Annotated in this window: 15 protein-coding genes and 1 tRNA gene; 6 read left to right on the plus strand and 10 right to left on the minus strand. The window is 45.6% G+C overall.

The features are described 5' to 3' along the window. Window positions 1–3 precede the first annotated feature (3 nt). The 4 genes from ribD to HMPREF0663_RS04075 all read left to right on the plus strand — a co-directional run bounded on the left by ribD (window position 4) and on the right by HMPREF0663_RS04075 (window position 2,819). Window positions 4–969, plus strand: a complete 966-nt coding sequence (ribD, locus tag HMPREF0663_RS04060; protein WP_004368950.1) for a bifunctional diaminohydroxyphosphoribosylaminopyrimidine deaminase/5-amino-6-(5-phosphoribosylamino)uracil reductase RibD — start codon at window positions 4–6, stop codon at window positions 967–969. Window positions 970–1,440: 471 nt separating this feature from the next. After that, window positions 1,441–1,827, plus strand: coding sequence for a hypothetical protein (locus HMPREF0663_RS04065; protein WP_004368951.1), 387 nt, complete (start codon window positions 1,441–1,443; stop codon window positions 1,825–1,827). A gap of 56 nt (window positions 1,828–1,883) precedes the next feature. Next, on the plus strand, window positions 1,884–2,486 hold the full coding sequence (locus HMPREF0663_RS04070) for a hypothetical protein (protein ID WP_004368952.1): 603 nt from the start codon (window positions 1,884–1,886) through the stop codon (window positions 2,484–2,486). Window positions 2,487–2,534: 48 nt separating this feature from the next. Continuing rightward, a complete protein-coding gene (locus tag HMPREF0663_RS04075) occupies window positions 2,535–2,819 on the plus strand; it encodes a winged helix-turn-helix domain-containing protein (protein ID WP_016665395.1) in 285 nt (94 codons plus the stop codon). A 139-nt stretch (window positions 2,820–2,958) separates the two neighbouring features. Here HMPREF0663_RS04075 and HMPREF0663_RS04080 read toward each other — a convergent pair whose 3' ends face one another. The 8 genes from HMPREF0663_RS04080 to HMPREF0663_RS04120 form a co-directional block, all read right to left on the minus strand. Next, on the minus strand, window positions 2,959–4,248 hold the full coding sequence (locus tag HMPREF0663_RS04080) for an L-cysteine desulfidase family protein (protein ID WP_004368954.1): 1,290 nt from the start codon (window positions 4,246–4,248) through the stop codon (window positions 2,959–2,961). A gap of 126 nt (window positions 4,249–4,374) precedes the next feature. Further along, window positions 4,375–6,417: a protein-disulfide reductase DsbD family protein gene (locus tag HMPREF0663_RS04085; protein ID WP_004368955.1), complete on the minus strand. Its 2,043-nt coding sequence runs from the start codon at window positions 6,415–6,417 to the stop codon at window positions 4,375–4,377. A 710-nt stretch (window positions 6,418–7,127) separates the two neighbouring features. Further along, window positions 7,128–9,191, minus strand: a complete 2,064-nt coding sequence (metG, locus tag HMPREF0663_RS04095; protein WP_004368957.1) for a methionine--tRNA ligase — start codon at window positions 9,189–9,191, stop codon at window positions 7,128–7,130. Between the two features lie 139 nt (window positions 9,192–9,330). Further along, window positions 9,331–9,960, minus strand: coding sequence for a deoxynucleoside kinase (locus tag HMPREF0663_RS04100; protein ID WP_004368958.1), 630 nt, complete (start codon window positions 9,958–9,960; stop codon window positions 9,331–9,333). A 113-nt stretch (window positions 9,961–10,073) separates the two neighbouring features. After that, the gene (locus HMPREF0663_RS04105) at window positions 10,074–10,706 is read right to left on the minus strand and encodes a deoxynucleoside kinase (RefSeq protein ID WP_004368959.1); all 633 of its coding nucleotides are present in this window, start codon (window positions 10,704–10,706) and stop codon (window positions 10,074–10,076) included. A gap of 374 nt (window positions 10,707–11,080) precedes the next feature. Further along, complete coding sequence (locus tag HMPREF0663_RS04110) at window positions 11,081–12,934, minus strand: family 43 glycosylhydrolase (RefSeq protein WP_004368960.1); 1,854 nt, start codon at window positions 12,932–12,934, stop codon at window positions 11,081–11,083. Between the two features lie 45 nt (window positions 12,935–12,979). Next, on the minus strand, window positions 12,980–16,987 hold the full coding sequence (locus HMPREF0663_RS04115; protein ID WP_004368961.1) for a two-component regulator propeller domain-containing protein: 4,008 nt from the start codon (window positions 16,985–16,987) through the stop codon (window positions 12,980–12,982). A 231-nt stretch (window positions 16,988–17,218) separates the two neighbouring features. Beyond that, the gene (locus tag HMPREF0663_RS04120; protein ID WP_004368963.1) at window positions 17,219–19,219 is read right to left on the minus strand and encodes a hypothetical protein; all 2,001 of its coding nucleotides are present in this window, start codon (window positions 19,217–19,219) and stop codon (window positions 17,219–17,221) included. An 820-nt stretch (window positions 19,220–20,039) separates the two neighbouring features. Between HMPREF0663_RS04120 and HMPREF0663_RS04125 the strand changes: the two genes are divergently transcribed. Next, window positions 20,040–20,111, plus strand: a tRNA-Arg gene (locus HMPREF0663_RS04125). 4 nt (window positions 20,112–20,115) lie between these two features. Continuing rightward, entirely contained in the window at window positions 20,116–20,931 is an 816-nt protein-coding gene (locus HMPREF0663_RS04130; RefSeq protein ID WP_508601776.1) for an ADP-ribosylglycohydrolase family protein, read from the plus strand. A 99-nt stretch (window positions 20,932–21,030) separates the two neighbouring features. Here the strand turns inward: HMPREF0663_RS04130 and HMPREF0663_RS04135 are convergent, their stop codons facing one another. Continuing rightward, window positions 21,031–21,540 carry a hypothetical protein gene (locus HMPREF0663_RS04135; protein WP_004368967.1) on the minus strand — a complete coding sequence of 170 codons (510 nt, stop codon included), beginning with the start codon at window positions 21,538–21,540 and terminating at the stop codon, window positions 21,031–21,033. Between the two features lie 416 nt (window positions 21,541–21,956). After that, complete coding sequence (secDF, locus tag HMPREF0663_RS04140; protein WP_004368968.1) at window positions 21,957–24,977, minus strand: protein translocase subunit SecDF; 3,021 nt, start codon at window positions 24,975–24,977, stop codon at window positions 21,957–21,959. Window positions 24,978–25,067: the final 90 nt, after the last annotated feature.

Genomic DNA, 25,067 nt, shown 5'->3' on the forward strand with positions numbered 1-25,067 from the left:
AAGATGGAACAAAACAAAATAATATCTGCCGAAGAACAGGCTACCGAAGAGGATATACGTTATATGCGCCGGTGCATACAGCTGGCTCTGAACGGCATGCAGAATGCAAAACCCAACCCTATGGTGGGTGCCTTGCTTGCGTGCGAGGGACGTATCATCGGCGAAGGTTATCATATCCGTTTCGGCGAAGGGCATGCCGAAGTGAACTGTTTTGCCTCTGTAAAGCCCGCAGATGAGCATCTGCTGCCGCAATCCACGCTATACGTCAGCCTCGAACCGTGCTCTCATTACGGCAAGACGCCTCCTTGTGCCGACCTCATCATACGCAACGGCGTGCGCAGAGTGGTGGTGGGATGCATCGATCCCTTTGCTCAAGTGCACGGAAGAGGCATACATAAGCTGCGCGAAGCAGGCATCGAAGTCGTTGTGGGGGTACTTGAAAGGGAGTGTTTGGCACTGAACAAGCGATTTATTACTTATAACACGCGCCTGCGCCCGTACATTATATTAAAGTGGGCACAGACATCCAACGGTTTCATCGACGATTGTTTCCATGCTCTTTCCATCTCTACACCGTTCACAAAGATGCTGTCGCACAAGCTTAGAGTCGAGAGCGACGCCATTCTCGTGGGACGTGTGACCGACGAAAGAGAGCACCCTATGCTGAACGTTCGCCATTGGAGCGGACGAGATCCGCTGCGGATAGTGCTCGACCACCGGCAGAATATCGCCGACCTAATGACCTCCTTGTATGAAAAGAAAGTACAATCGTTAATCGTAGAAGGCGGTGCAAAGACGCTGCAGAGCTTTCTCACAGCCGGTCTGTGGGACGAAATACGCGTAGAAACGGCACCGCTGACGGTAAAAGGCGGTACACCCGCGCCACGCATACCTACCGACATACGACTTATACGGCAGGATATATACGACGGAAACATTATTTCTGTGTTTGTAAAAGATGAGGGATGAAAGATGAGGGATGAAGGTTTAATAGTTCGGCTTTGTTCTTTTGTTCCTTATCTTTTATCTTTCTTTCCAAAATAAACCAAGTTCTTACAACCCCTCTTCTTTATCCGTATAATTACATCCCGCTACTTTTAAAGAAGAGAGAGCCCTCCTCTAACTCCTCCTTATAGGGGAAGAAAAAACCACTTTTCTATTTTTCAAGAGGCCGAGCACCATCTCACACCCTCCTCGAAAGCCGTGTTCTCCCCCTACAGAGGGGAGTTAAAGAGGGGCTAAGCACTATACCTTCCATCGCCATACACCTATTATAATACAATAAGCACGCAAACCTATTCCGCAGACACCCCTATCTGTTAAAGATTATTAATACCAAATATTTTATTTAAATATTATATGGTTTATAAAATAAACTTATTTATATTTGTGTCGTGATCACATTCTAACGGAATTATTTACCTTTTAAAACAAGAGAAAATGAAAAGAACAATTAACCTAAAGCTCGCGTTTATCGCCGTTACAATGCTTTTTTCGGTCACGATGATGGCCCAAAACACGGTGAAGATTATCGTTGAAAACGTGCCGAACAGCCAAGGAAGCATTCTTGTAACCACTTCTAACAGTCACTACGCTATGACAAAAGCCGTGGAAGGTACCACGGAAGTAGAACTGAAAGATATGCCCTTGGGCGAGTGCATGCTCTATGTAATGCACGACAGCAACGACGATAAAAGTCCGAACAACGTGAACGGACTGCCGACAGAATACGTCTGCATGCAGAAAATAAACGTAAAGAACAACAACCAAACCATTACGGCAAAACTCCAAAACATACCCGAAATAGTTGCAAACAAAAATAAATAACCCTCGGACGGGAACGGGGTTACCGCCTCTTCCCGTCGACCTAAAAACATTACAACATGGAAAAAGAACTGACAGCCGAGCGCAGTATTGAAATCATCAGAGAGACCATAGAGAAGAGCCGCCGCGATGTAGAACGACAAGCAGGTACACCTTTAATCGTTTGGGGTAGCCTTGTGGCCTTTACAGCAGTGATTATAGGTCATTTATGGGAGCATTGCGGCGGGCCGGTATGGAACTTCCTTTGGTTCATTATGACGGCCATTGGCTTTGCAATCAACCGGTTTATCGGCCAAAAACATGCCATTCGTCCGGTATCGTTTGTATCGAAAGTAGTACATTGGATATGGCTTTTATTCTGCATTATAACCATTGTAATCGCTGTGCTCTTTTACATTGTTATGTTAAATCCAGACATCTACCGCGTGCGTTACATACCCCTAACGCCCATTATAATTATTCTTATGATGCTTTGCAGCAGCATTATGGGTTTGGTAGTGGGCAATAAACTCATTCCGGGTATGGCTTTCGGCAGCGGTATTTGTGCCGTAAACTTCTGCCTTATGTGGCCCGGAAGCCACGAAATGCTAATGCTTGCAATCGTTGCAATAGCTACCTTGGTGATTCCGGGCGTTATTATCAATAGTAAAGCCCATTCATAAACGACTGGCAGATATCCGAAGTACAGATTGTAAGAAAGAGAAACAACAATGTTCAAACCATTAGATCCGTTGCTGCACAGCGAGCTACGATTGGCCGTAATGTCACTCTTAGTAAGCGTAGACGAGGCAGATTTCGTTTATATAAGGGAACAGACCGGCGCCACGGCAGGCAACTTGAGCGTGCAGATAGACAAACTGTCGAAGGCCGGCTATATCGATGTAAAGAAAAGTTTCATCGGAAAAAAGCCGCACACCACCTGCCTGATAACGCCGGAAGGCAGGCATGCTTTCGAAGAATACATAGAGTCGCTGAAAAGCTATATAGGATTGTAATTCATAGATTTACTATCTGTAGTTGCTAAATAGGCTCTCTGTCTGCCTTAGATGGGCATTCTAACAAAACAGCCCCTGCAATGTAAGTAATTTACTGTTGCAGGGGCCGTTTTATGGGACAGATACCTATGCCCGACGATCAGCAGTTCTGTTTGCTTGTCATGATGCGAAGAACCATGTCGTCTGTGGCGCACATGGCGTCTTTACCGATACTCGTAAGGTTACGTATGCTGCGGTCTACATCCTCATCGATAATGCCTTCGGCTGCCGTAACGTGCTTTCCCTCCATAGAGAGCAACGCTGAAAGCAACGCAGTGCTTACGCCTGAACAGATTTTAAGCGAACAACTGGGCTTCGCTCCGTCGCATATCATACCGGTAAGATTGGCAATCATATTCTTTACGGCATGGCAGATGCGGTTGTAATCGCCGCCCATGAGGTAGGTAATGCCGCAACTCGAACCGATGCTTGCCACCACGCAGCCGCAAAGGGCCGATAGTTTACCGAGACTCTGCTTAATGTATATGGCCGTAAGATGGCTCAACGTGAGCGCCCGAATGAGCTCTTCTTCGGTGTTTTCGTTCTCCATAGCAAACACAACCACAGGGTTTGTGGCACATATACCTTGGTTGCCGGAGCCGCTGTTGCTCATTACAGGGATCATAGCTCCCCCCATACGGGCATCGCATGCCGAGGCTGTCTTCGAAAGGATATGCGAAAAGATGCTGTTTCCGAATATTCCGTGGCTCAAAGGCCTGTCCATTGTCTTACCGAGACAGTGGCCGTAGTTGCCCTTACGCGACTCTTCAGCTGCTTTGAGATTGTAATCTTTAGTCTTTAGAATGAAGCGCAGATCGGCAAGGGGCGTAGTCATGGCAAAGTCGTAGACCATCTTCAAGTTCAACGAAACGTCTTTTTCCTCCGTTGTTTCGCCCGTCTGTCGGGAACGGTCGAGCAGCACGTCGCCGTTACGCTCCACACGTGTGAAGTCCGTATGTCCGCCTGTGATGATTGCCACGGCCGTATTGCCTTCCGCTTCGCACCGTATTTCGATGTAAAGTTTCTCGGTTGTCTTTTTCAGTCGGATGTCTATACGGCGTTCATCAATGAATGTTTTGCCCTCAGTCAGCGTCTCCGGCGTAAGGTCTTTGATAACTTCGAGCCGGTATTCCGACCGCCCGACGATGGCACCAAGGGCGATGGCGATGGGCAGACCTATCATCCCTGTGCCCGGAATGCCCACCCCCATAGCGTTTTTCAGAATGTTCGCGCTCAACAGAGCCGTAATCTTCTGCGGACGCATGCCGAGCGTTTCGGCGGCCTTTGCCGTACAAAGCGCCACAGCCATAGGTTCTGTGCAGCCTACAGCGGGCACTACCTCGCGATCGATCAACCGAAGAATCTGAGTTTTCGTAGCGTTATCAAGCATGGTTTGTTGTTTTTATGGAATTCGATAGATGGGTATGGATAATAAAGAAAGGCTTGGAAAGAACAAAACCGCAGGTATCTTGAATTCCGACACCGTGGGGTTTTGTTCCGTAGAATATGCACACTATCAGCGCTTTTTATAATTCTGCAATCCTTTGTTGAGGAAAGCAAGGAAAGCAGGCACATCTTCTTTATAGCTGAAAGAGCCGGCCAACGGGTTTCCATCGTTGTCTACAGGCACATAGAAGGGCTGTGTGTTAGCGCCAAACTTACTGCGTTGCAGGTAACTCCACTTATCTCCGATGGTACGGAGTGTGCGTTTCTGACCGTTCTCCATAATCTCTATCGGTGCAGCAAGCGGTGTCTTGTCGTCTACAAAGAGCGAAATGAGCACGTAGTCTTTGGTCAGAATGTCGGCAACCGACGGATCTGTCCATACTGCAGCCTCCATCTTCCGGCAGTTCACGCAACCGAAACCGGTGAAATCTATAAATGCCGGCTTGCCTTGTCGGGCTGCTTCGGCCATTCCTACCTCATAACTTGTGTAAGTGGCACGTACTTCATGGGTGCTCAGATTGAAGTCTTGCGTGCTGATGGGAGGCGCAAAAGCGCTCACAGCCTTACAGGGTGCGCCCCACAGACCGGGCACCATGTAAACCGAGAAGGCCAATGAACAAAGGCCGAGCATGATGCATAACACCGGCATAGGCTTGTTTTCGCCCCCTACCATGTCGCTCTGAAACTTGAGTTTGCCGATGAGATACAGACCGAGCAGGCCGAATATCACGATCCAAAGCGACAAGAAGACTTCACGATCGAGGATATGCCAGCCGTAAGCAAGGTCGGCTACCGACAGAAACTTCAGTGCAAATGCCAATTCTATGAACCCAAGAACAACCTTGATCGTGTTCATCCACGAGCCCGACTTGGGTGCCTGTTTGAGCCAAGAGGGGAAGATGGCGAACAAAGTGAACGGCAATGCCAGCGCAAAAGCAAAGCCGAACATGCCGATGGCAGGGCCTATAAGGTTGCCGGATGTGGCAGCCTCGACAAGCAGAAGGCCCACAATGGGCGCCGTGCATGAGAAAGAAACGAGCACAAGCGTAAGGGCCATGAGGAAAATAGACAACAAACCGGTGGTCGCCGAGGCCTTGCTATCGACCTTATTGCCCCAAGAGGCGGGCAGTCGAAGCTCGAACCAGCCGAAAAAGGATAAGGCGAAAACGACCAACATCAGGAAGAAAAAGATGTTGAACGCAGCACTCGTGGCCAGTTCGTTCAACTTGTGCGGATCGTAGAGCGACGTAACAAGAAGTCCGAGCGTGAGGAATATCACAATAATAGAAATGCCGTAAGTGACGGCATCGCGCAGTCCTTTGGCACGATTTTTAGAACGTTTCAGGAAGAAACTCACCGTCATAGGGATGATAGGCCACACACATGGCGTGAACAGAGCAAGCAGTCCGCCTAAGAAACCCATAAAGAAAATGTAGAACAACGAACCGTTACCGTCGGTAGGAGTGCCGTCGAAAGCGCGTAACTCTTTGATGACTGGTTTCCAGAGATTACCCGCAACAGCGGTCTTGCTTGTGTCTGTTGAAGCCACAGCAGGTATCAAAGTTGCAGAAACGGTGCTGTCGACCGACGTTTCTTGTATCTTTTCGCCCGCTGCCGTCTCCTTTTTCTGTTCCTCTTTGGCCGCTTTGACATCTACAGCCGGCGATTTACCGGCCTTAACGAGCGAAACTTGCTGCGGCGGCATGCAGCTCTGGTCGTTGCATGCACCGTATTCGAGGTAGGCATCTATCTTGTAATCAGGTTTTGTAAACTTTACCTTCTGAACGAATTGCACGCTGTTTTCGAAATAACGCAGGCGCATTCCGAAGACATTATCGTATTTCGATATTTCGTTTCCGCGATGCGTAAGACCGCCCACCGGCTCTGCTCCCTCCATTTTCGTGGCATGGAAAGATGCCTGTATAGGCCCATCGGAACCGAGATTAGAAGAATATACGTGCCATCCGGCATCGATTTTCAAACTGAAAACAATCTCTCCGATGGCGCTTCCATCGGTTTTCAATTGTGATGAGGCATGAACCGGATCTGCCATTTGGGCGCTTGCAAACGCCGCAGACAGTAATAATAAAATAAATGTTATAGCTTTTCTCATGTCTTATAAGTGTTTGTTATCGTTGCAAAATTAATAAAAAACAAGTAACCATCCATCAAAAGAAATGATAAAAACTATAGAGAATCACCTTATTTTGGATATACAAGTATTTTTTAATTATTATTCATTACCGGCATTCCATCATCCTCTAAACTGTTTCACCTCAACGATAAGCGACGATTTACAAAAGTCCTGATAAATGACAAGAAAACCTATAATCTTTATTTCTCTGTATTTTATTAAGTAAATATCCTACTAACATTACTCTTATCCATTGTCTTTATGGCAATAGATAAGCAAAAGAAAAAACGATTTTTCTTATCTTTATATAGGATGACAGATAATTGCATGGCTTTTGATTTTACGAAATCACTCTCAAAAGAAGAATCTGTACCGCATATCGATAACAGAACTTCGCCCGCTGTGAGTCTATACTATAAAGATGGAAGCTGCTATCTTAAAAGTCTATTCGTTACTAATTTCAATGGTGAAGATAATCTAAAAACAGGGTACAAGAAAGTAAAAGATTGCTTAGACAATTAAAGGAATTTAAAAGAAATAATTGTATAGATTATTTTAAAATATCGGTTCTGCTAAGAATATACTCGGTAAAAGCTCTGCCGAGTATATTCTTACTCATATCAAAACGACATATATATTCTTGTAAAAGTTCTATTTAGCCGGAACGATATAACCATAGATACCGAACATCAGCACACAGGACTGCCGGGCTTCACCTCACGCATAACGGTTGTTACGCTCAAATTGCCATCGAAGTTTTCGGCCGAAAGGATCATACCTTGGCTCTCTATGCCCATCAGTTTGCGCGGAGCGAGGTTGGCAATGAAACAAACATCCTTGCCAATCAGTTCTTCCGGCTCGTAAAATTTGGCTATTCCGCTCACGATTATGCGGTCGGTACCGCTGCCGTCATCAATGGTAAACTTGAGTAGTTTATTGGCTTTCTTTACTCGTTCGCAATGCTTGATGCGCCCCACACGGATATCTAATTTCTCGAAATCGCCGAATGCTATCGTCGGTTTTATCTCCTTGGCCTTATAAGAGGCTGCTTCGTTAGCTTTCTTCGTAGCCTCGAGCTTCTGCAGCTGGCGTTCTATCACTTCGTCTTCTATCTTTTCGAAGAGCAATTCGGGCTCTGCGAGTGCGTGACCGGGCTGTAACAAGTCTGTACTTCCAAGTTGGTTCCACTCAAACCGGTCAAGGTTAATCATCTTACGCAGTTTTTCTGAACTGAACGGAAGGAACGGTTCGAAGGCAATGGCGAGGTTGGCAACGAGCTGAAGACTGATGTATAGGATCGTTTCCACACGCTTCGGATCTGTTTTCCATACCTTCCAAGGCTCGCATTCTGTTATGTATCTGTTACCGATACGGGCAAGATTCATCGCCTCTTTCTGCGCATCACGGAACTTAAATGCATCGAGCAAAGTCTCTACATCCTGCTTTACGTTTTTAAATTCGCTAAGTGCCTGCCGATCAACCTCAAGCAATTCGCCGCATACAGGGACAATACCGTTGAAATATTTCTTGGTTAATTGCAAAGCACGATTAACGAAATTGCCATATACAGCTACCAATTCGTTGTTGTTTCTCTCCTGAAAATCTTTCCAAGTAAAGTTGTTATCTTTCGTTTCAGGGGCATTAGCAGTGAGCACATAGCGCAAAACATCCTGCTTACCCGGTAGGTCTGCGAGATATTCATGCAACCACACGGCCCAGTTGCGCGACGTAGAAATCTTATCGTTTTCGAGGTTCAGGAACTCGTTGGCCGGCACGTTATCGGGCAAGATATACCCCCCATGAGCTTTAAGCATTACAGGGAAAATCAGACAATGGAACACAATGTTGTCTTTCCCGATGAAATGAACGAGCCGAGTGTCCTCGTCTTTCCACCACGTTTCCCACTTTCCCCACTTTTGGGGCTCACGGTCGCAGAGTTCTTTCGTATTGGATATGTAGCCTATCGGCGCATCGAACCACACGTAAAGCACCTTTCCGTCGGCCCCATCCACAGGAACAGGGATGCCCCAATCGAGGTCTCGCGTCATTGCACGGGGCTGCAAATCCATGTCTAACCAACTTTTACACTGCCCGTACACATTAGATCGCCATTCTTGGTGGTCTTCCAAAATCCATTGCTTCAGCCATTCTTGATATTCGTTCAGCGGGAGATACCAGTTCTTTGTTTTCTTGATAATAGGCTTAGAACCGCTAATTGTGGAATGCGGATCGATAAGTTCCATCGGTGAAAGGTCGCTCCCGCACCGCTCGCATTGGTCTCCGTAAGCATGGTCGTTATGACAATGAGGGCATTCTCCTACTATATATCGGTCGGCAAGAAACTGATGAGCCTCTTCATCGTAGTACTGTTCGGTTTCTTTTTCTATCAACTTGCCGTTGTCGTAGAGCTTTCTAAAGAAATCAGAAGCAAGGTTGTGATGCGTTTCAGAAGTGGTACGACTGTAAATATCGAACGAAATACCGAAATCCTCGAAGCTCTTTTTGATTAAAGAATGATAGCGGTCGACAACATCCTGCGGCGTGATGCCCTCCTTACGGGCACGTATCATGATGGGTACACCATGCTCATCGGAGCCTCCGATGAAGATTACATCCTGTTTTTTCAGCCGGAGATAACGCACATAGATATCGGCCGGCACATACACACCGGCAAGATGCCCTATATGTACACCGCCATTGGCATAAGGCAATGCTGCAGTTACGGTCGTACGCTTAAAGTTCTTCTGTTCCATTTATCGATACATAAATAAATTTCAGATGCAAAATTACAACTTTTTATTGACAAACATCAAGGCTCAAACTATATTTATTAAAAGGCACAGTCTATCATTCAAACCAAACGAATATGCACGCCACGCCCCTGAGAAACCGTTATTTATCTTCATTCATAGGGAATAAACCGTAGAGTTTTGCATCGATCATATCGGTTATCTTTTGGAAATCGTGCGGACTCTCCTCAAAGTTCATCACATCACCTTCTACGATAATCAGGTTTCCTTTATACGTTTCTATCCAGTCCTCGTAACGCTTATTCAAACCATTTAGGTAATCTATGCGTATCGACTTCTCGAAATCGCGCCCTCGTTTCTGTATATGCGACACCAAGTTGGGGATAGCAGAACGGATATAGATCATCAAATCCGGCAGTCGAACTAACGACATCATCAAATCAAACAGATGTGAATAATTGTCAAAGTCACGATCGCTCATCATTCCCATCTCATGCAAATTGGGCGCAAAAATACGTGCGTCTTCGAAAATGGTGCGATCTTGAATAATTGCCTCGTTACTCTGTGATATCTCCACTACCTCTTTAAAGCGCTTACTCAGGAAGTAAACCTGCAGATTGAATGCCCATCGTTTCATGTCGGCATAAAAGTCGTCCAAATAAGGATTATTGTCTACCGGCTCAAACCGTGGGTTCCAACCATAACGTTTGGCGAGCATCTTGGTAAGAGTGGTCTTTCCACTGCCGATATTTCCTGCTATTGCTATATGCATAATATGATGATTTAATTACAAATTGTGGGATTACAACCGGCCATGCATACCTTATTATATATGTACACAGCACATTGTTATCTATTTATTGCACTCTCTGCGACACCCGGCCGCTACCTGCCGGCTTCATGCGAGAACAATCCAAAAAGTTCGGCATCTATCTTATCGACTATTCCTGCGAACTCCTGCCGGTTATGCTGAAAATCAATATCGTCTACATCGATTACCAGAAGGCGCCCTTTATATTTATCGAAGATAAAATCTTCGTAGCGTTTGTTAAGATTTTCCAGATACTCCAACTTCATTTCCTGTTCGTAATCGCGCCCCCGTTTTTGTATATTAGCTACCAACGTAGGCACCGAAGCACGAAGATAGATCATCAAGTCGGGCAGGTTGACAATCATCATCATCGAGTCGAACAAGTCCATATAAGTTTGATAATCGCGATCAGAAAGGTTGCCCATCGCCTTATTCGTGGCTGTAAAAACATATACCCCCTCGAAGATGGAACGGTCTTGAATAACAGTATCCGTAGAATGTGAAATCTCTATCAGGTCGTTGAAGCGCTGTTTAAGGAAGTAAATCTCCATATTGAACGACCATCTGGAAATGTCTTTATAATAATCTGACAGGTACGGATTGACATCTACCGGCTCAAATCTGGGTATCCACCCGTAATATTTGGCTAACATCGTGGTCAATGTGGTCTTTCCGCTGCCGATATTTCCTGCTATTGCTATATGCACTTTTATGGTTTGTTTGGGGTAAATGGTAAAATCGTATGCAAATTTACTAAAAAATATTATAATCCCGTCTGCTAACTATGAAAAAAAGACAATGAAAATTCTCGGCCTATTCTAAAATACAAAGAGGGATAATAAGAACGGAAAACTATCTTTATTTTAGATTATAATAAAACTGATGTATTAGTCAAACACCGACAGGCGGGCACTCTATCGCCGACAGGCATACCATGTAGGAGCATTAAATATATTGCGTATTCCAAAAAGACATAAGAAGAATTGGAAGGCATGACAATATATGCCTCTCATATAAGAGTGGAAAAGCAGGCATTCCCCCGTTCTGCGGAACAGACAGAACGGGGGAATAACGCTCTTAATTACTTGCTGAGATAACGGAAAGAGCCTTCCACGAGCTCGAAACCACGCTTGCCAAGGCGCAATTTAACGATGGCCGCCTTGCGCGGAACCACCCTATCATTGCTCCTATGCGTATGGAATACATATGCCCAATCGCCGTCGTTATCTTTGAAAAGCTCGCCGTGACCGGTACCGTTTGCACCGATCAACTGCCGTGAGATGATAGGATTTTTATGCTTTACCCACGGTCCGAGAGGCGATTTCGCCGTGGCATAGCCCACTGCATAGTCTTTATTGCGGAAATCATTGCACGAGTAAAACAGATAATATGTACTGTCTATCTTCACTACCGTGGGCCCTTCGCACACCTTCCATGCAGCATCGGCGGTATCTTCCCATCCCTTTTCTGCCGATATACACTCGCGGGCGGTATTTTCTTTCATGCTTTTAAGGTCTTTATTAAGCTCAGCTACATAGATACGATTGCCGTCCATGAGCCTTACATGGTAGAGATACGCTTTTCCATCGGTATCGAAAAACACGAAAGGATCAATCTCTTTCACTTTTGCAGGCACCATCGAGAGCTTTTTCTGGCGGAACGGACCGAGAGGACTCTGTGCCTCTGCCACAGCCAGATGCTCGTTGGCAGTATAATACATATAATAGGTACCTCCGCGTTTGAATACCTGTGGCGCCCAAAAACCCTGCGTGCCGAAAGCATCGCCGCGCTTCAGAGCCAGCCCGTCGGATACTCCTGCAGGGCCTTCCCACGTCTTCAGATCTTTCGAGGTGTACACTTTGAAGCCGTCGGCCAACGAGGTTCCGTAAAGATAATACGTACCGTTGTCGAAAAAGATAGTAGGATCGGCAAGGCTGATGGTATTGAATACGGGCTTTTCCGATGCCTCCGAAGGGTGATTGCCAGCCACATGAGGCCATCCGTCTATCCACTCTACGCGGTCGAGCCACACCAATCTACCGGCACCGGCATCACTGCGTTTGAAGCCATGATACAGTATCCAATCGTTGTCGTTATCGTCTGTAACGAACTCGGCATTATGCCCTGTGCCTGCCACACGTTCGTCGCCGTGGATCAACACATCGTAATTATTTTCGAGAAGCGGGCGCCCTTCCTTGTCTACATACGGCCCGAAGAGGCTTTTGGAACGCCCGTAAGTAATGCGATAGGTACTGCGGTTGCCCTCGCAACAGGTGCCCTGTGAACCGAAGAGATAATAATAACCGTCATGCTTATGTATGTATGTGCCTTCCATAAACGTGCCCGCAACCTGACGGGGCTTGGCTCCGGGCATTACAGACAGTCCATCGGCACTCAGTTCAATGCCGTATATACCGCAGAAACTGCCCCAGAAAAGGTACTTATGTCCTTCGTCTTCGATGTAAAACTGGTCGATACTGTTCACTACGCCTATCTCTTTACTGATGAAAAGACTACCGTGATCGGTAAACGGACCTTCCGGACGTTCGGCCGTGGCTACGCCTATACCGCAGGTTAATATACCTCCCCACTCCGATTTAGAGTAATATAGCACGTATTTTCCGTTAATGTAATTGATGTCGGGCGCCCATATACCGCCCTTAGAATTCCATTTAGGACGGCTATCATCGGTAAATGCCGTACCTAAAAACACCCATTCTACCAAATCTTTCGACCTGTAAATAGGCACGTTGCGAACATCTTCCGTGGCATAAAGATAAAAATATCCGTCTTTCGCGCGGATAACAGTAGGATCAGGAGCGCTATTCGGAATAACCGGATTGCGATAAATGTCGTCGCAATCGGCAACTGCAACCGCAGCAGGAGCCGCAACTGTTAACATCGCAGCAATGGCAATAGCTTTAAATTCTTTCATGCTAAGTTAGTTTTAATATTGATTATAAAATCGCACATAATATTTTCAGGCCTCTTTCTGTTCATCTTTCTGTTGCACAAGAAACTCTTTCGGAAGCATTCCGAATTGCTTATAAAAGCACTTGGTGAAGTAAGAAGGCGTACTGAAGCCCACTCTGTAGCACACTTCATTGATCTTTGTCTTGCCTTCTTTAAGCAGTTGTGCGGCACGTTTGAGGCGTTCGATCTTAATATAGTCGTTGGGCGACACGTCGAGAGTACCCCTGATCTTACGGTTCAAGCTGGTTCTACTCATGTTCATATCGGCAGCCATGCGGTCTACATTGAACTCACTGTTCGAAATGTTGCTATTCATAACCCGCTCCAACCGTGCAAGGAACTCCGCATCAGCTTTGCTTATCGACACACTGTTGGACGATACAAAAGGCGAATCCGAATAAGCTTTCTTGATATTTTCGCGCGTAATGAGCAGGTTTTTGATAGTACTGAGCAGGTAATCCATACGGAACGGCTTCACTATATAGGCATCGGCACCGCTCTCCATGCCTTCTATTTTGGCGGCTTCCATGGTAACTGCCGTAAGCAGGATTACGGGAATGTGGCTGTATTCCACATTATGTTTTACACTACGGCACAGCTCAAAGCCATTCATAGGCTCCATCATTACATCAGTAACGATAGCATTAACAGTGTGACGGGCAAGAACTTGCAGCGCTTCTTCGCCATCAGAAGCTGTCAACACGTTATATTCAGTCTGCAATTTTGCCTTCTGATACTCCAGCATCTGTACGTTGTCTTCCACCACAAGCAACGTATAATCGTGGGTAAAGCTGCTTTCCGGAGTATCTGCAGAGGCAGTCTGCGAATGGTCGATGCCGTCATTATCGGCAAGGCGGATGGTGTCTTCCTGATTCACGGGCAGCGTCAATCGGAAGATATTCATGTCTTTGCTGTCGTCCATCTCTATATGTCCGCCGTGCAATTCGGTCAGAGACCGCGCGATAGCAAGCCCTATACCGGTGCCGGTAGTAGAAGATTTCACCGCTGTATCCATGCGGAAAAAGGGCATGAATATCTTTTCACGCATAGTAGATGGAATTATACTGCCGTCGTTCATAACAGTCAACACGAATTCCTCTTCATGTTTCGACAACATTACCGATACTCTCGAGGCACAATACTTCACGGCATTGTTCATCAAATTGCTCACTATCTTGGTAAAGGCCTCGTGGTCGACATACGCATGCACGGCCTCTGCGGGCAGACTAAGCGTAGCATTGATACCTTTTTCGCGCATCAGAGGGCGGAAACGGTCGTAAACTTCCGTCACTATCTTGCCGATATTGCAGTATTCGAAGTTCATTCTAAGCCCGCTGCTTTCGGTCTTTCTGAAATCAAGAAGTTGGTTGATGAGGTCGTTGAGACGGTTCGTATTCTTGTACATGATATTCAAATCATCTTGTACTTCTTTATTTTCCACCTTCTTTCCCTGCAATATATTCTCGAGAGGTCCCTTGATTAAGGTTAACGGAGTGCGAATTTCGTGCGCTACATTGGTAAAGAAATGTATCTTGCTCTGATACATTTCCTGCTCCTTCTCGTGTTCCAACAGTTCGAGAGCACGCGTATGCCGGCGCTTGGAACGCAATTCAATGTTTCTGTACACCCACCATACGATCAGAAGAATAAAGATCGTATAGAAAAGTTTTGCCCATGCAGACAGCCAAAGCGGTTGCTTTACGGTGATCGACAATTGGTAAATCTTGTGCGACCATACGCCGTTATCGCCTTTCACACGCACAAGTAACCTGTAATCGCCCGCAGGCAAATTGGTATAGGCTATATAGTTATCGGTTCTCATCCGCTGCCATTCGCGGTCGTAACCATCGAGTTTGTACTCCATTTGGTTCAACTGAGGAGTGGCAAACGACAGGGCTACCACGCGTACCGAAAACGAATTCTGGTCGTGGGCCAAGATAAGTTCTTTGGTAAACGTAATGCTTGCGGTCAACGGAGTGTTGGGTGAGAAGTTGTCTATCACCGAATTGCCGATACGCAGCTCGGTGGCAACAATCTTAGGTACCTTGGCTTGCCCTTTCAACATACGCGGAGAAAAACGGATAAGACCGTTCAGACTGCCGAAATAGATACGTCCTTCGGCATCTACCAACGATGATTTGTAATTGAATTGATTATCCAAAAGACCGTTGGCCGTAGCATATATTTTAGATTCTTTATTATCGGGATTGTAACTGATGATACCATTATAGGTAGAAAGCCAAAAGAGTCCTTCATTATCTTCTACGATCTGAAAGACCGTTTGTGCAGGTGTATATTGCGGAATTGGCACTACTTCGAATGCATCTCGGCGGCTATCGTACCGACAAACACCTGCTCCTTGAGTGGTAACCCATAGCTGTCCGCCGCTATCTTCGAATATACTGATGATTTTATCCGACGAAAGACCGCTCTTGCTTGTCGCATGCGTGTAGTGTTTCCACTTGCCATTCGCTGCCTGCAAGCAATATACGCCGTCGGTTTGCGTACCCACCCACAGATTTCCGCGGACATCTTCGTACACATCGTTGATGAGTATAAAGGGCACGCCTTTGGCATATTCGAACGTTCCGCGCTCCCGATTGTAACGACACAGACCGCGGATTGTGCCGAGCCACAGGTCGTTTCGGCGCGACAGACAGATGGCAAACACGGTGTTATCGCGCAACGAACCGGCCTTACCGTCGACAGCAAACGATTTTATAACACGACGGTTATCGATATCGATGAGCTTCAAACCATAAGAAAACGTGCCTACCCACAGGTTTTTGCCATCCACACAAAGGCCGTGAATATTCGGGAAAGCGGCACTCTCTGTTACGAACGAGAATATTCCCGTACGCGGATTGAAGCAGTTGAGCCCCCCGTCTTCGGAACCAATCCATATATTTCCGTTGCCGTCTTGCCGCATCTCGCGCACATGCCTGCCATGAATAGCATGGGCATTACCTATCTGCGGAATAAATTTATCGAACACCGGATACTGTTTGGGCATATGGTTTACGCCGCCGAAATAAGAGCCTGCCCACATTCCCCCCTCTCTGTCGCGGCACAATCCGTACAGAGGATTATCGGAAAGCGAATAGGGATTCGATGGTTCATACCCGAAATGCTGTATGTTTCCGTGCACGATATCGTACACATAGAGTCCCATCTCCGTGGCAGCCCATATCTCGTTGCCGTTTCGTATCAGGTTGCGAACGAAGACATTCTTCCCGTTTTCCCTCGATACGATGGACTTCACGCCGCGATTGCGCATATCGATAGCACACAAACCATGACGATCCGAGCCCACCATCAGCGTATGGGAACCGACGGGAACAGTACTCGATACGATGTCGCCCCGAAAATATTCCTCGCCCGAAGCATCCTTAAAAGCATGAAGCATGCGCCCTCTGTCGTTGGAAGAATAATAAAGTCCGCCTCCGAAAAAGCCTATCCACATATTGCCTTTGGCATCGAAACCCATGCCGGATATATTGGGATGACCGGCTAAACGATAATTGTGCAGTTGCTCGGTATCGAGATCATAACAGAAAAGGCCCTGTTCATTGGCAGCTATATATACTTTATTACCTCTGCCACAGATCTGGGTAACATTATTCTTTACCGTGGCTCTATTGGCTGTACGCACAGAAAAGCGGGCAAAGGCATCGGTCTCGGGCGTGTAAATATAAACGCCTTCGTCGGTTCCCACCCATATATGTCCGCGCTTGTCTTCAAACAAAACATTGATTACCTCGCTGCCTAAACTGTGCGCATCGTTCTGGCGATGGTACACCTTGATGGTTGTACCGTCGAAACGGTTGAGCCCTGCTTTCGTTCCGAACCATATGAAGCCCGTACGGTCTTGCAGAATAGCGTAGACGGTACTCTGCGACAAGCCTTGTTGAACCCCTATATGCTTGAACATATAGTTGGCTCCGGCGGCGACAGGCATAAGCAACAGCAACAAAATATAGACGACCGGTCTGAAAAGTTTCATGAAGGTTTGCATGCTATTATTAAGAGCCAAAGTTAATCATTTATCGGGAGAAAACCGCAAGAGTAATCAAAATCTTCTCGTAAACACGGCTGTTTGCAAAGCTGTTTATAACGTATGTTGAACTTACATGGTATGTATATCGCAATTATACGGCATGTTTTAACGAGTAAAAGCCGTAAAAAAGCAAAAACAAAAAGCAGAAACACCGCATATACAGTGCTTCTGCATCGGTTTTATTTTCTACTACTTTAAGAAATTGTTTGTACGTTCGGGCGAATAAAGTTCCCATAACGAGGCGATTGTCCAGCCCGGTGCGAAGATGTCGTTGTAAAACCCTTTGCCGTTATGTCCATAATCCCACGTGGTATGTTGCACCACCTCGGGATAAAATCCGGGCACCCCGATGCCGCAGAGGTGCCCCTCTACAGGTAACAACTGGTTGAGCGACGAGTAGATAACATCGTACATGCGGGCGAAACGAGGTTCGTTTACCGCCGTCGAGAGCCACTTCAAAATGTGCGGAAGTTCGAAGACGAACACGTCGATATGGTTGTTTTCTACCGATACATTGCCCCATCCGCGGCTGTGGAAACCGAGGTCGCCAAGCATTTGTCCTTGAGCAAACGGCACATCCCACAGGTAATACCACGACAAGGCAAAATATGCAGCCTGCTTACACAGTTCGATATAGTGCTGCCGTTCGGCCCCTTTAGTAACCATGGCCAGATAGTATGTAGACGTTACGGCTGCAATGGCGGCCTCTTTATCCTCGCAGTTAGCATCGAGAGTCGATGAGAAATAGTCGCTTTTAGATATGATATTCTTCTCCAAATAGTCTACTGTGGCCTTGGCAGACTTCAGGTATTTTTTGTCTCCGAAGTATTTATAGCCCATCACGAGTGTAGATGTAGCCGAAGGAGTGCTGCCTCCCGAGGCATCTACATCGCTGCCGTCGTCGTTGAATTTGCGGGCGAAATGGCCGTCGGCCTTCTGCAATGTTATCAGATTATCAAGCAAGTAGCGCATTTTCTTTTCCCATTCTCTGTGCATACGTCCCCTGTCTCGTTCGTACTTCAGGTAGTGGAGTACGGCGTAGATGGCTTCCGACTGCTGACGGATGGAATGTACACCGTCCTTGGGCATGCCGATTTTAAAGTTCACGAAGTCGTGGAAATAGCCACGCGGAGTAAATCCGTTCGCCAAAAAGCTATCGAATATCTCGGTTCCCATGCGAACAAGGTCTTGCTGTTTGTGTGCTTCGCCGTACTCGATCTCATTGAATGCGTTGAGCAACACGCGCCCGCAAAAACCTATCTGTACCTCTGCAGAAGGCTTACAGTCGTCTATCGGGATAGTCATACCCGAATTGTATTTCAGTTGGTACTTGTCTACGAACGACTTGCGAAAGTAGTTCGTGAGCTGTGCTTTCATCTGCTCGGCTGTATAGAGCGCTTTCACAGGGGTAGGATTTAGCCGATCGAAGCAATATTCCCATGTATCGGAAACGAACTGACCGAAATCTTTGGCCGCGGTATGATGTATGCGCCACGTCAACACCTTGGTTTCTCCGGGCTCTAACTTGATAAAAGAAGTAACGGAAGGAGCAAGGGTAAGTTTACGTATATAGCGTTTTGGCGACTCTACATAGGGATAACCGAAGGTGAGCTTTGCCGTTCCGCTTTCGTTATCGAACCCTAAATAGCCTAACGAAGTGCTGCCCGACAGGATGACTTCGCCCTCCATAGCGGCGACAAGTGCCTCGGCCGGCTCGTCTACATGGCGCAACACGGTAACTCCGTTACCCGTTTTGGCATCGTAAACGCCTACAAGTGGCGACGACAGGCGGTCTTCACGGAAATTCCAGCTCTTGGATGTATGAAAAGAAGGGGCTTCTTTCGGCGACCGCAAGTTCTTATGATACCAGAAACCCGGCATATAAAACTCGCAGTCGTCCGTAGCGAAATCGGTACTCAATTCGGCACCGAAATTAATATATACTTTGTGTTTTGTGTTGATCTTTATTGTAAGCACCTCGTCTGTTCCCTGCATATTCACTTCTTTTTTGATAGATATAGGCAAGGCGGAAGGAGTTGTAAGCATACCGTTTTGCTCTGTTAGCTGATACGTCTTCGCTGCATTTCCGGGTTGTTTCAAACTGATGTGCGACTTAAAATCTGCTGCCGTTCCGGTTTCCGATACCATGATCACGGAAGCAAGCAATAACATTCTGGTTATGACTCTCATAAATAATTAGAGTATTTCGTTTTTCAATAATGAACAATTCTTTGTCGGAACCTTCACAACACTACTTATCATATAGCATAAACGAGAATGCAAAGCCTGCCTGATGCTTTGAAAAGAGGCCGTACCGGTCACGGGCACGACCTCTTATAAAACCACTTATATTACTTTAAAATTATTTAGTCTAAGTTTAAATCATCCAATCAACTTCTTTCTTTTATAGAATAGGCAAGATTACTCTTACTATTTACTACCTTGCAGTTGCATCGATGTCAACTATATTCTTCGTGTGTTGGTCGGGTTTCTCTTATGCGTTTGCAAAGTTAAGCCCTCATTTACCAAAGGAATAACAAATTCAAACTTATTGAATACAAATATTGAACCAATTTTGCCTATACGTTATTCCCGCGGTTCAATTTTGCTATTTTGGTTTCATATTACCATTTTACACTTATTATTCCGACTATGTTTTCAGCCGAGAAACAAGAAAAACACCAAATTTCCTATATTTCTTCCATGACAAAACAAGGCAGACGACGACATCAAACCATATCTTTAAGTACGACAGACCTATATTTCATCTCTGTTATACCATGCTCCCATGTACATTGCACATTATGTATAAGCCAAACAAAATAAACCCATGTTTTATTTTGAGATATGTATAAATTCTTGTATCTTTGCATAAGATAGGCGGCATCTCAGCAATCTCAAACAAGTTTGATTGCGTTCGATTTGCACTATCTTTGCATAAGATAGGCGGCACAGGGGCAATGCGAAACAAGTTTCGGCATGCTCTTCGGCAGACATCACTATTAAACGGGCTCCCATAGTTAAATGGATAGAACGGAGGTTTCCTAAACCTTTGATCCGAGTTCGATTCTCGGTGGGAGTACACAATACCAAAGTACCGGAAAAATATGCTTGGAGCAATCATCGGAGATATTATCGGTTCACGTTTCGAATTCGACGAAACACCGCAAGAGGGGTTCCAGTTATTTACGACGTCGGATGATTATACCGACGATACAATCTGTACTATCGCCATTGCAGATGCCATTCTCAATAAACGAAACTACCAAGAGGCGCTCTTAGACTGGTGCCATCGTTATCCTCGGCCTAAGGGAGGTTACGGCGGAATGTTCGAGAAATGGCTGTTATCCGATAATCCTTTGCCGCAAAGTTCCTATGGAAACGGCTCCGCCATGCGCGTAAGTGCGGTGGGATGGATATTCAATGACTATCACGAAGTGATGGAGGAAGCCAAAAAGAGTGCCGAAGTAAGTCACTGTCATCGTGAAGGTATCAAAGGTGCACAGTGCGTAGCGACGCTTATTTACTGGCTAAGAACGTGCCGAATTACTAAAGATGAGGTGGAAAATACAGTCAAACGTAGCTTCGGGTACGACATTCCGTCGTTACAAGATATTTATAAAATTGGTGAAGAAGGGCATTTCGACAGTACGTGCATGGAGACGGTACCGTGGGCGATACGGTGCTTTCTCGAGAGCGAGAGCTTCGAAGATGCCATACGTATAGCCGTCATGGCTAAAGGAGACACGGACACTAAGGCCGCCATCTGTGGCAGTATTGCCGAAGCCTATTACGAAATACCCGAGACATTCATAGAAAAGACTTACGGTTATCTGCCCGATGATATGCTCAATATCATCGAACAGTTTTATGAACATATACGCAACGATATCACTGGGTGAGGCATTCGAAATCAATAGAATACATATTGGATAGTTCCCGCAAGTCGATCGTGAACGTTAATGCCTAAATGAAAAGCCGGAAATACCAAAAACTTACGGCTATTTTTCTTTTGAAATAACAAATCTCCCCGAAAGGTTTTTATCGAAATCTATAACGAATGTGGTGTATTCTTGGGTATCTCTGTTGATAACGACCGTATATTTCCCATCCGTTAAAGGACCTACTTCGAACGACAAATCGTAAGGACAGATGCAGTCGCATGCACTGCTTTTCTCGCTTTCTGTAATGATAATACGATTGTCTGTCAATGATGCATTTGCCCTAAGCTCCTCTGCACAGCAGTTAAAAACGGCATTCACGTGCCTGATGTAAAGCCGTCCGCTGCTTTTACAACTGTACTCTACACTTTCCTCATAGCCATCCAACTGCGGGAAACCGGCGGATACAGCCTTAGCAGAAGTCGCTTTATCCTTGCAGCCCGTATGAACAAAGTTCCTTAAAGTGAGTGGTGCATCGTCTTTTGTTTTCTCATTATCGTTGCTGCATCCTACAAATCCCATTGTTAACACCAGTAAGTTAACCAACAAAAATACCCCTTTCCGTTTCATAATAATATTCTGTGTTTTAAAGATTCCAATATTTCCGGTTGCTTATCAAGGCAGAATGGAACCTATTAATTGTTTTTCTATTTTCATGCGTTCTATTATTAATAGAGTATATTCCTATGCTTTCCCTGCATAAAGCGTATATTATTTAAGAATTATTAGCACTATGTTGCTAATAGAATTACATATTTCTCTATGGATACACATTCCATACATCCTCATTATATAATATACATATGCGCAACAAATATAAAGTATGTCTGCGTTAGATAATATGCCTATAAACCGAAAAATAAAGAGAAATAAACGATAGAACGGACTTCCGGAAATGACGAAAAAGCGGAATATAAAAAATATGGGTTGCACCCACGACATGGATGCAACCCATATTATAATAATGTATAATAACTATTTTGCCGTTATGCTTTCACTGTTTCAACTTCAGCATGAACATCTTCCTTAATTTTTCTACCCATCACGAGGTAAGCGATCGGCGATGCAATAAAGATAGATGACAGCGTTCCGAAGATAACACCCATCGTCATGGCAAATGCGAACGGCTGAATACTCTTACCGCCAAGGAATAATATGCAAAGCAATACTATCAAAGTTGAGAACGATGTATTGATGGTACGCGATAATGTTTGGTTGATACTATCGTTGAAGAGTGTCTGTATATCCTGCTTAGGATGCAGACGCAGGTTCTCTCGAATACGGTCGAACACCACCACTTTGTCGTTGATAGAGTAACCGATCACGGTAAGTATGGCACCTATAAAGGTCTGATCGATCTCGAGACTGAACGGCACAAAGCCTTGCAACAGCGAGAACAAACCAATAACAGTAAGGGCATCCAAGGCTAAGGCAATAGTAGAACCTACGGAGAATGCCACATTGCGGAAACGAATAAGGATATACAAGAAGATGGCAACAAGTGCTATAATCACACTGACAATCGCTCCGTTGGTGATATCCTTGGCAACCGAGGGGCCTACTTTTGTACTGCTGATAATGGAACCGCCCTGTCGAATGTCGGGATTCTTAAAGTCTTGCACGTTCTTTTGTGATACTAATCCATCGGCTTTCAATGCATTATAGAGCTTGGTTTCTACTTCATCGTCTATCGTAGGACTGTTGCTCTCTATCTTGTAGTTGGTAGAAATACGAATGGTTTTATTGTCTGTACCCAACGCAAGGGCTCCCGTGGTACTTTCTGGGAAAGCCTTAGCCAAAACAGTCCTAACTTCCTCGGGTTCTACCGGTTTCTCAAACTGTACTACATAATTGCGTCCACCGGTGAAATCGATACTTTGTGCAAGTCCGCGAACAATGAAACTTCCGATGAAGACAATAACAGCAACAACGGCAAATGCAAAGGTCTTCTTATACATAGCCATGAACCGATATGCTTTATCTTGCATCAAATTTCTCGAAAAGCGCGTTGTAAAGTTGAGATTCATCCACCTGTCTTTCTTTAACTGGTGCTCATAAACAAGACGTGTCAGATATACGGCACTGAAGAACGAACATACAATACCGATCATCCAAGTGGTGGCAAAGCCGCGGATGGGCCCGGTACCGAATACATAAAGAATGATACCTGTAAGAAGTGAAGTAACATTAGAGTCGAGAATGGCACTGAAAGCATTGCCATAACCAGCGGCCATTGCCTGTCGAAGTCCCTTTCCGGTTCGGAGTTCCTCTTTGGTTCGCTCATAAATAAGCACATTCGCATCGACGGCAGTACCTAAAGAGAGCACCATACCTGCAATACCCGACATGGTAAGCGCCGCTTGGAACGACGTAAGAATGCCTAATGTAAAGAATAAGTTGATAAGCAAGGCACCATTAGCTATCATGCCCGGTATGAAATCATACATCATTACCATGTAGATCATCAACAGAATAAAGGCGATGATGAATGAGATAACGCCCTGCTGGATAGACTGCGCACCGAGGGTAGGTCCTACGACTTCCTCTTGTACAATGCGGGCTGGCGCCGGCATACGGCCCGACTTCAGCGTATTGGCCAAGTCTTTAGTATCTTCAATTGTAAAATGACCGGTAATTGCAGACTCTCCTCCGCTGATTTCTCCGTTCACGCGAGGAGCCGAGTAAACCACTCCATCAAGAACAATGGCTATGGCCTTGCCTATATTTGCTTTGGTTAAGGCGGCCCAACGACGTGCACCATCGGAATTCATCGTCATGCTTACTTCGGGCGAACCCGTAAGATGGTTAAATTGATCCTTAGCATCGGTTACCACATCCCCCTCCAATGGTGCGCGTCCCGTATTTGTCGTTACTTTCAAGGCATGCAGTTCGAAGAAATTCTTAGCCTTAATTCCGTCTGCTTGCTTAGCACTCCACAACAGTTTCAAATCTGGGGGAAGTATCTGCTTTGCCACAGCCGAGTGAATTAATTTGTTCACTTCTGCTGTATCTCTTACGTTTGCATACCCCACAACACTCAAACTGCCGGCACCGGTCGGCTGAAGTATCGAAAGTAATGGATGCTGCTTTTTAAGCACGGCAGTCTGTGCTGCAGAATTTTCCTTTATATCTGCGGTTTTGTCATCATCGCTCTGCAGCTTGAATTTCGGCTGTGCCTTAGTAGTAGTTGCCGCTTTTGCCTGCGTTGTCTGCACTTTATCGGCAGCAGATTTGGCAGCAGTAGTATCGGTTTCTGTCTCACCTGCGGCCAAACGGGTATCGAGTTGTTGCAAATAAGGAATTACTTCTTCTGCATTATATGTTTCCCAAAACTCAAGATTGGCACTACCCTGCAAAAGTTTACGCATACGTTCAGGTTCGCGAATACCCGGCATTTCTACCATGATACGCCCCTGCTGCCCTTCGAGTTTCTGAATGTTAGGCTGAACAACTCCGAACTGGTCTATACGCGTACGCACCACATTGAACGAGTTATCGATAGCTCCTTGCACCTCTGAACGCAATACCTTCTCCACTTCCGAGTCGGTACTTTGCGGACTGACCTTGCCTTGCAATTGTTGTGTAGCGAATATTTCTGCCAAACGATGGCCGGGGGCATTCTTGTGATAAGCATTGACAAACAAGGTAATAAAATCTTTCTGACTTGTCTCTTCCTCTGCCCGTGCCTCTTTCATCGACTTCACAAAGGCGGCATCGGTTTTATGATCTGCCAACATTTCTATAACATCGGGAACAGAAATCTCGAGAATAACGTTCATACCACCTTTTAAGTCAAGGCCGAGTCCTATCTGAGTCTCCAAACACTTTTGATAAGAATAGATGCCTAAATACTTCACAGCATCCTTATAATCCTGCTGTGCAACGGGATCCTTAAGCTTTTCAGCCTGACTGTCATAATAGTATGTAGCTGCCGAGAAAGACAAATAGAAGATGCTTGCAAGCGTCAATAAGACAGCTATTACAATTACAATTCCTTTGTTTTGCATTTTGTTTATTGTTATTTAATTATTGTTTTTCTACAATTAATAGACGTGCAAAGATACTATTTTTTTATCTTTTGCGAAAATTTAAAGTAC

This window comes from Hoylesella oralis ATCC 33269 (assembly GCF_000185145.2).
GTDB lineage: Bacteria > Bacteroidota > Bacteroidia > Bacteroidales > Bacteroidaceae > Prevotella > Prevotella phocaeensis.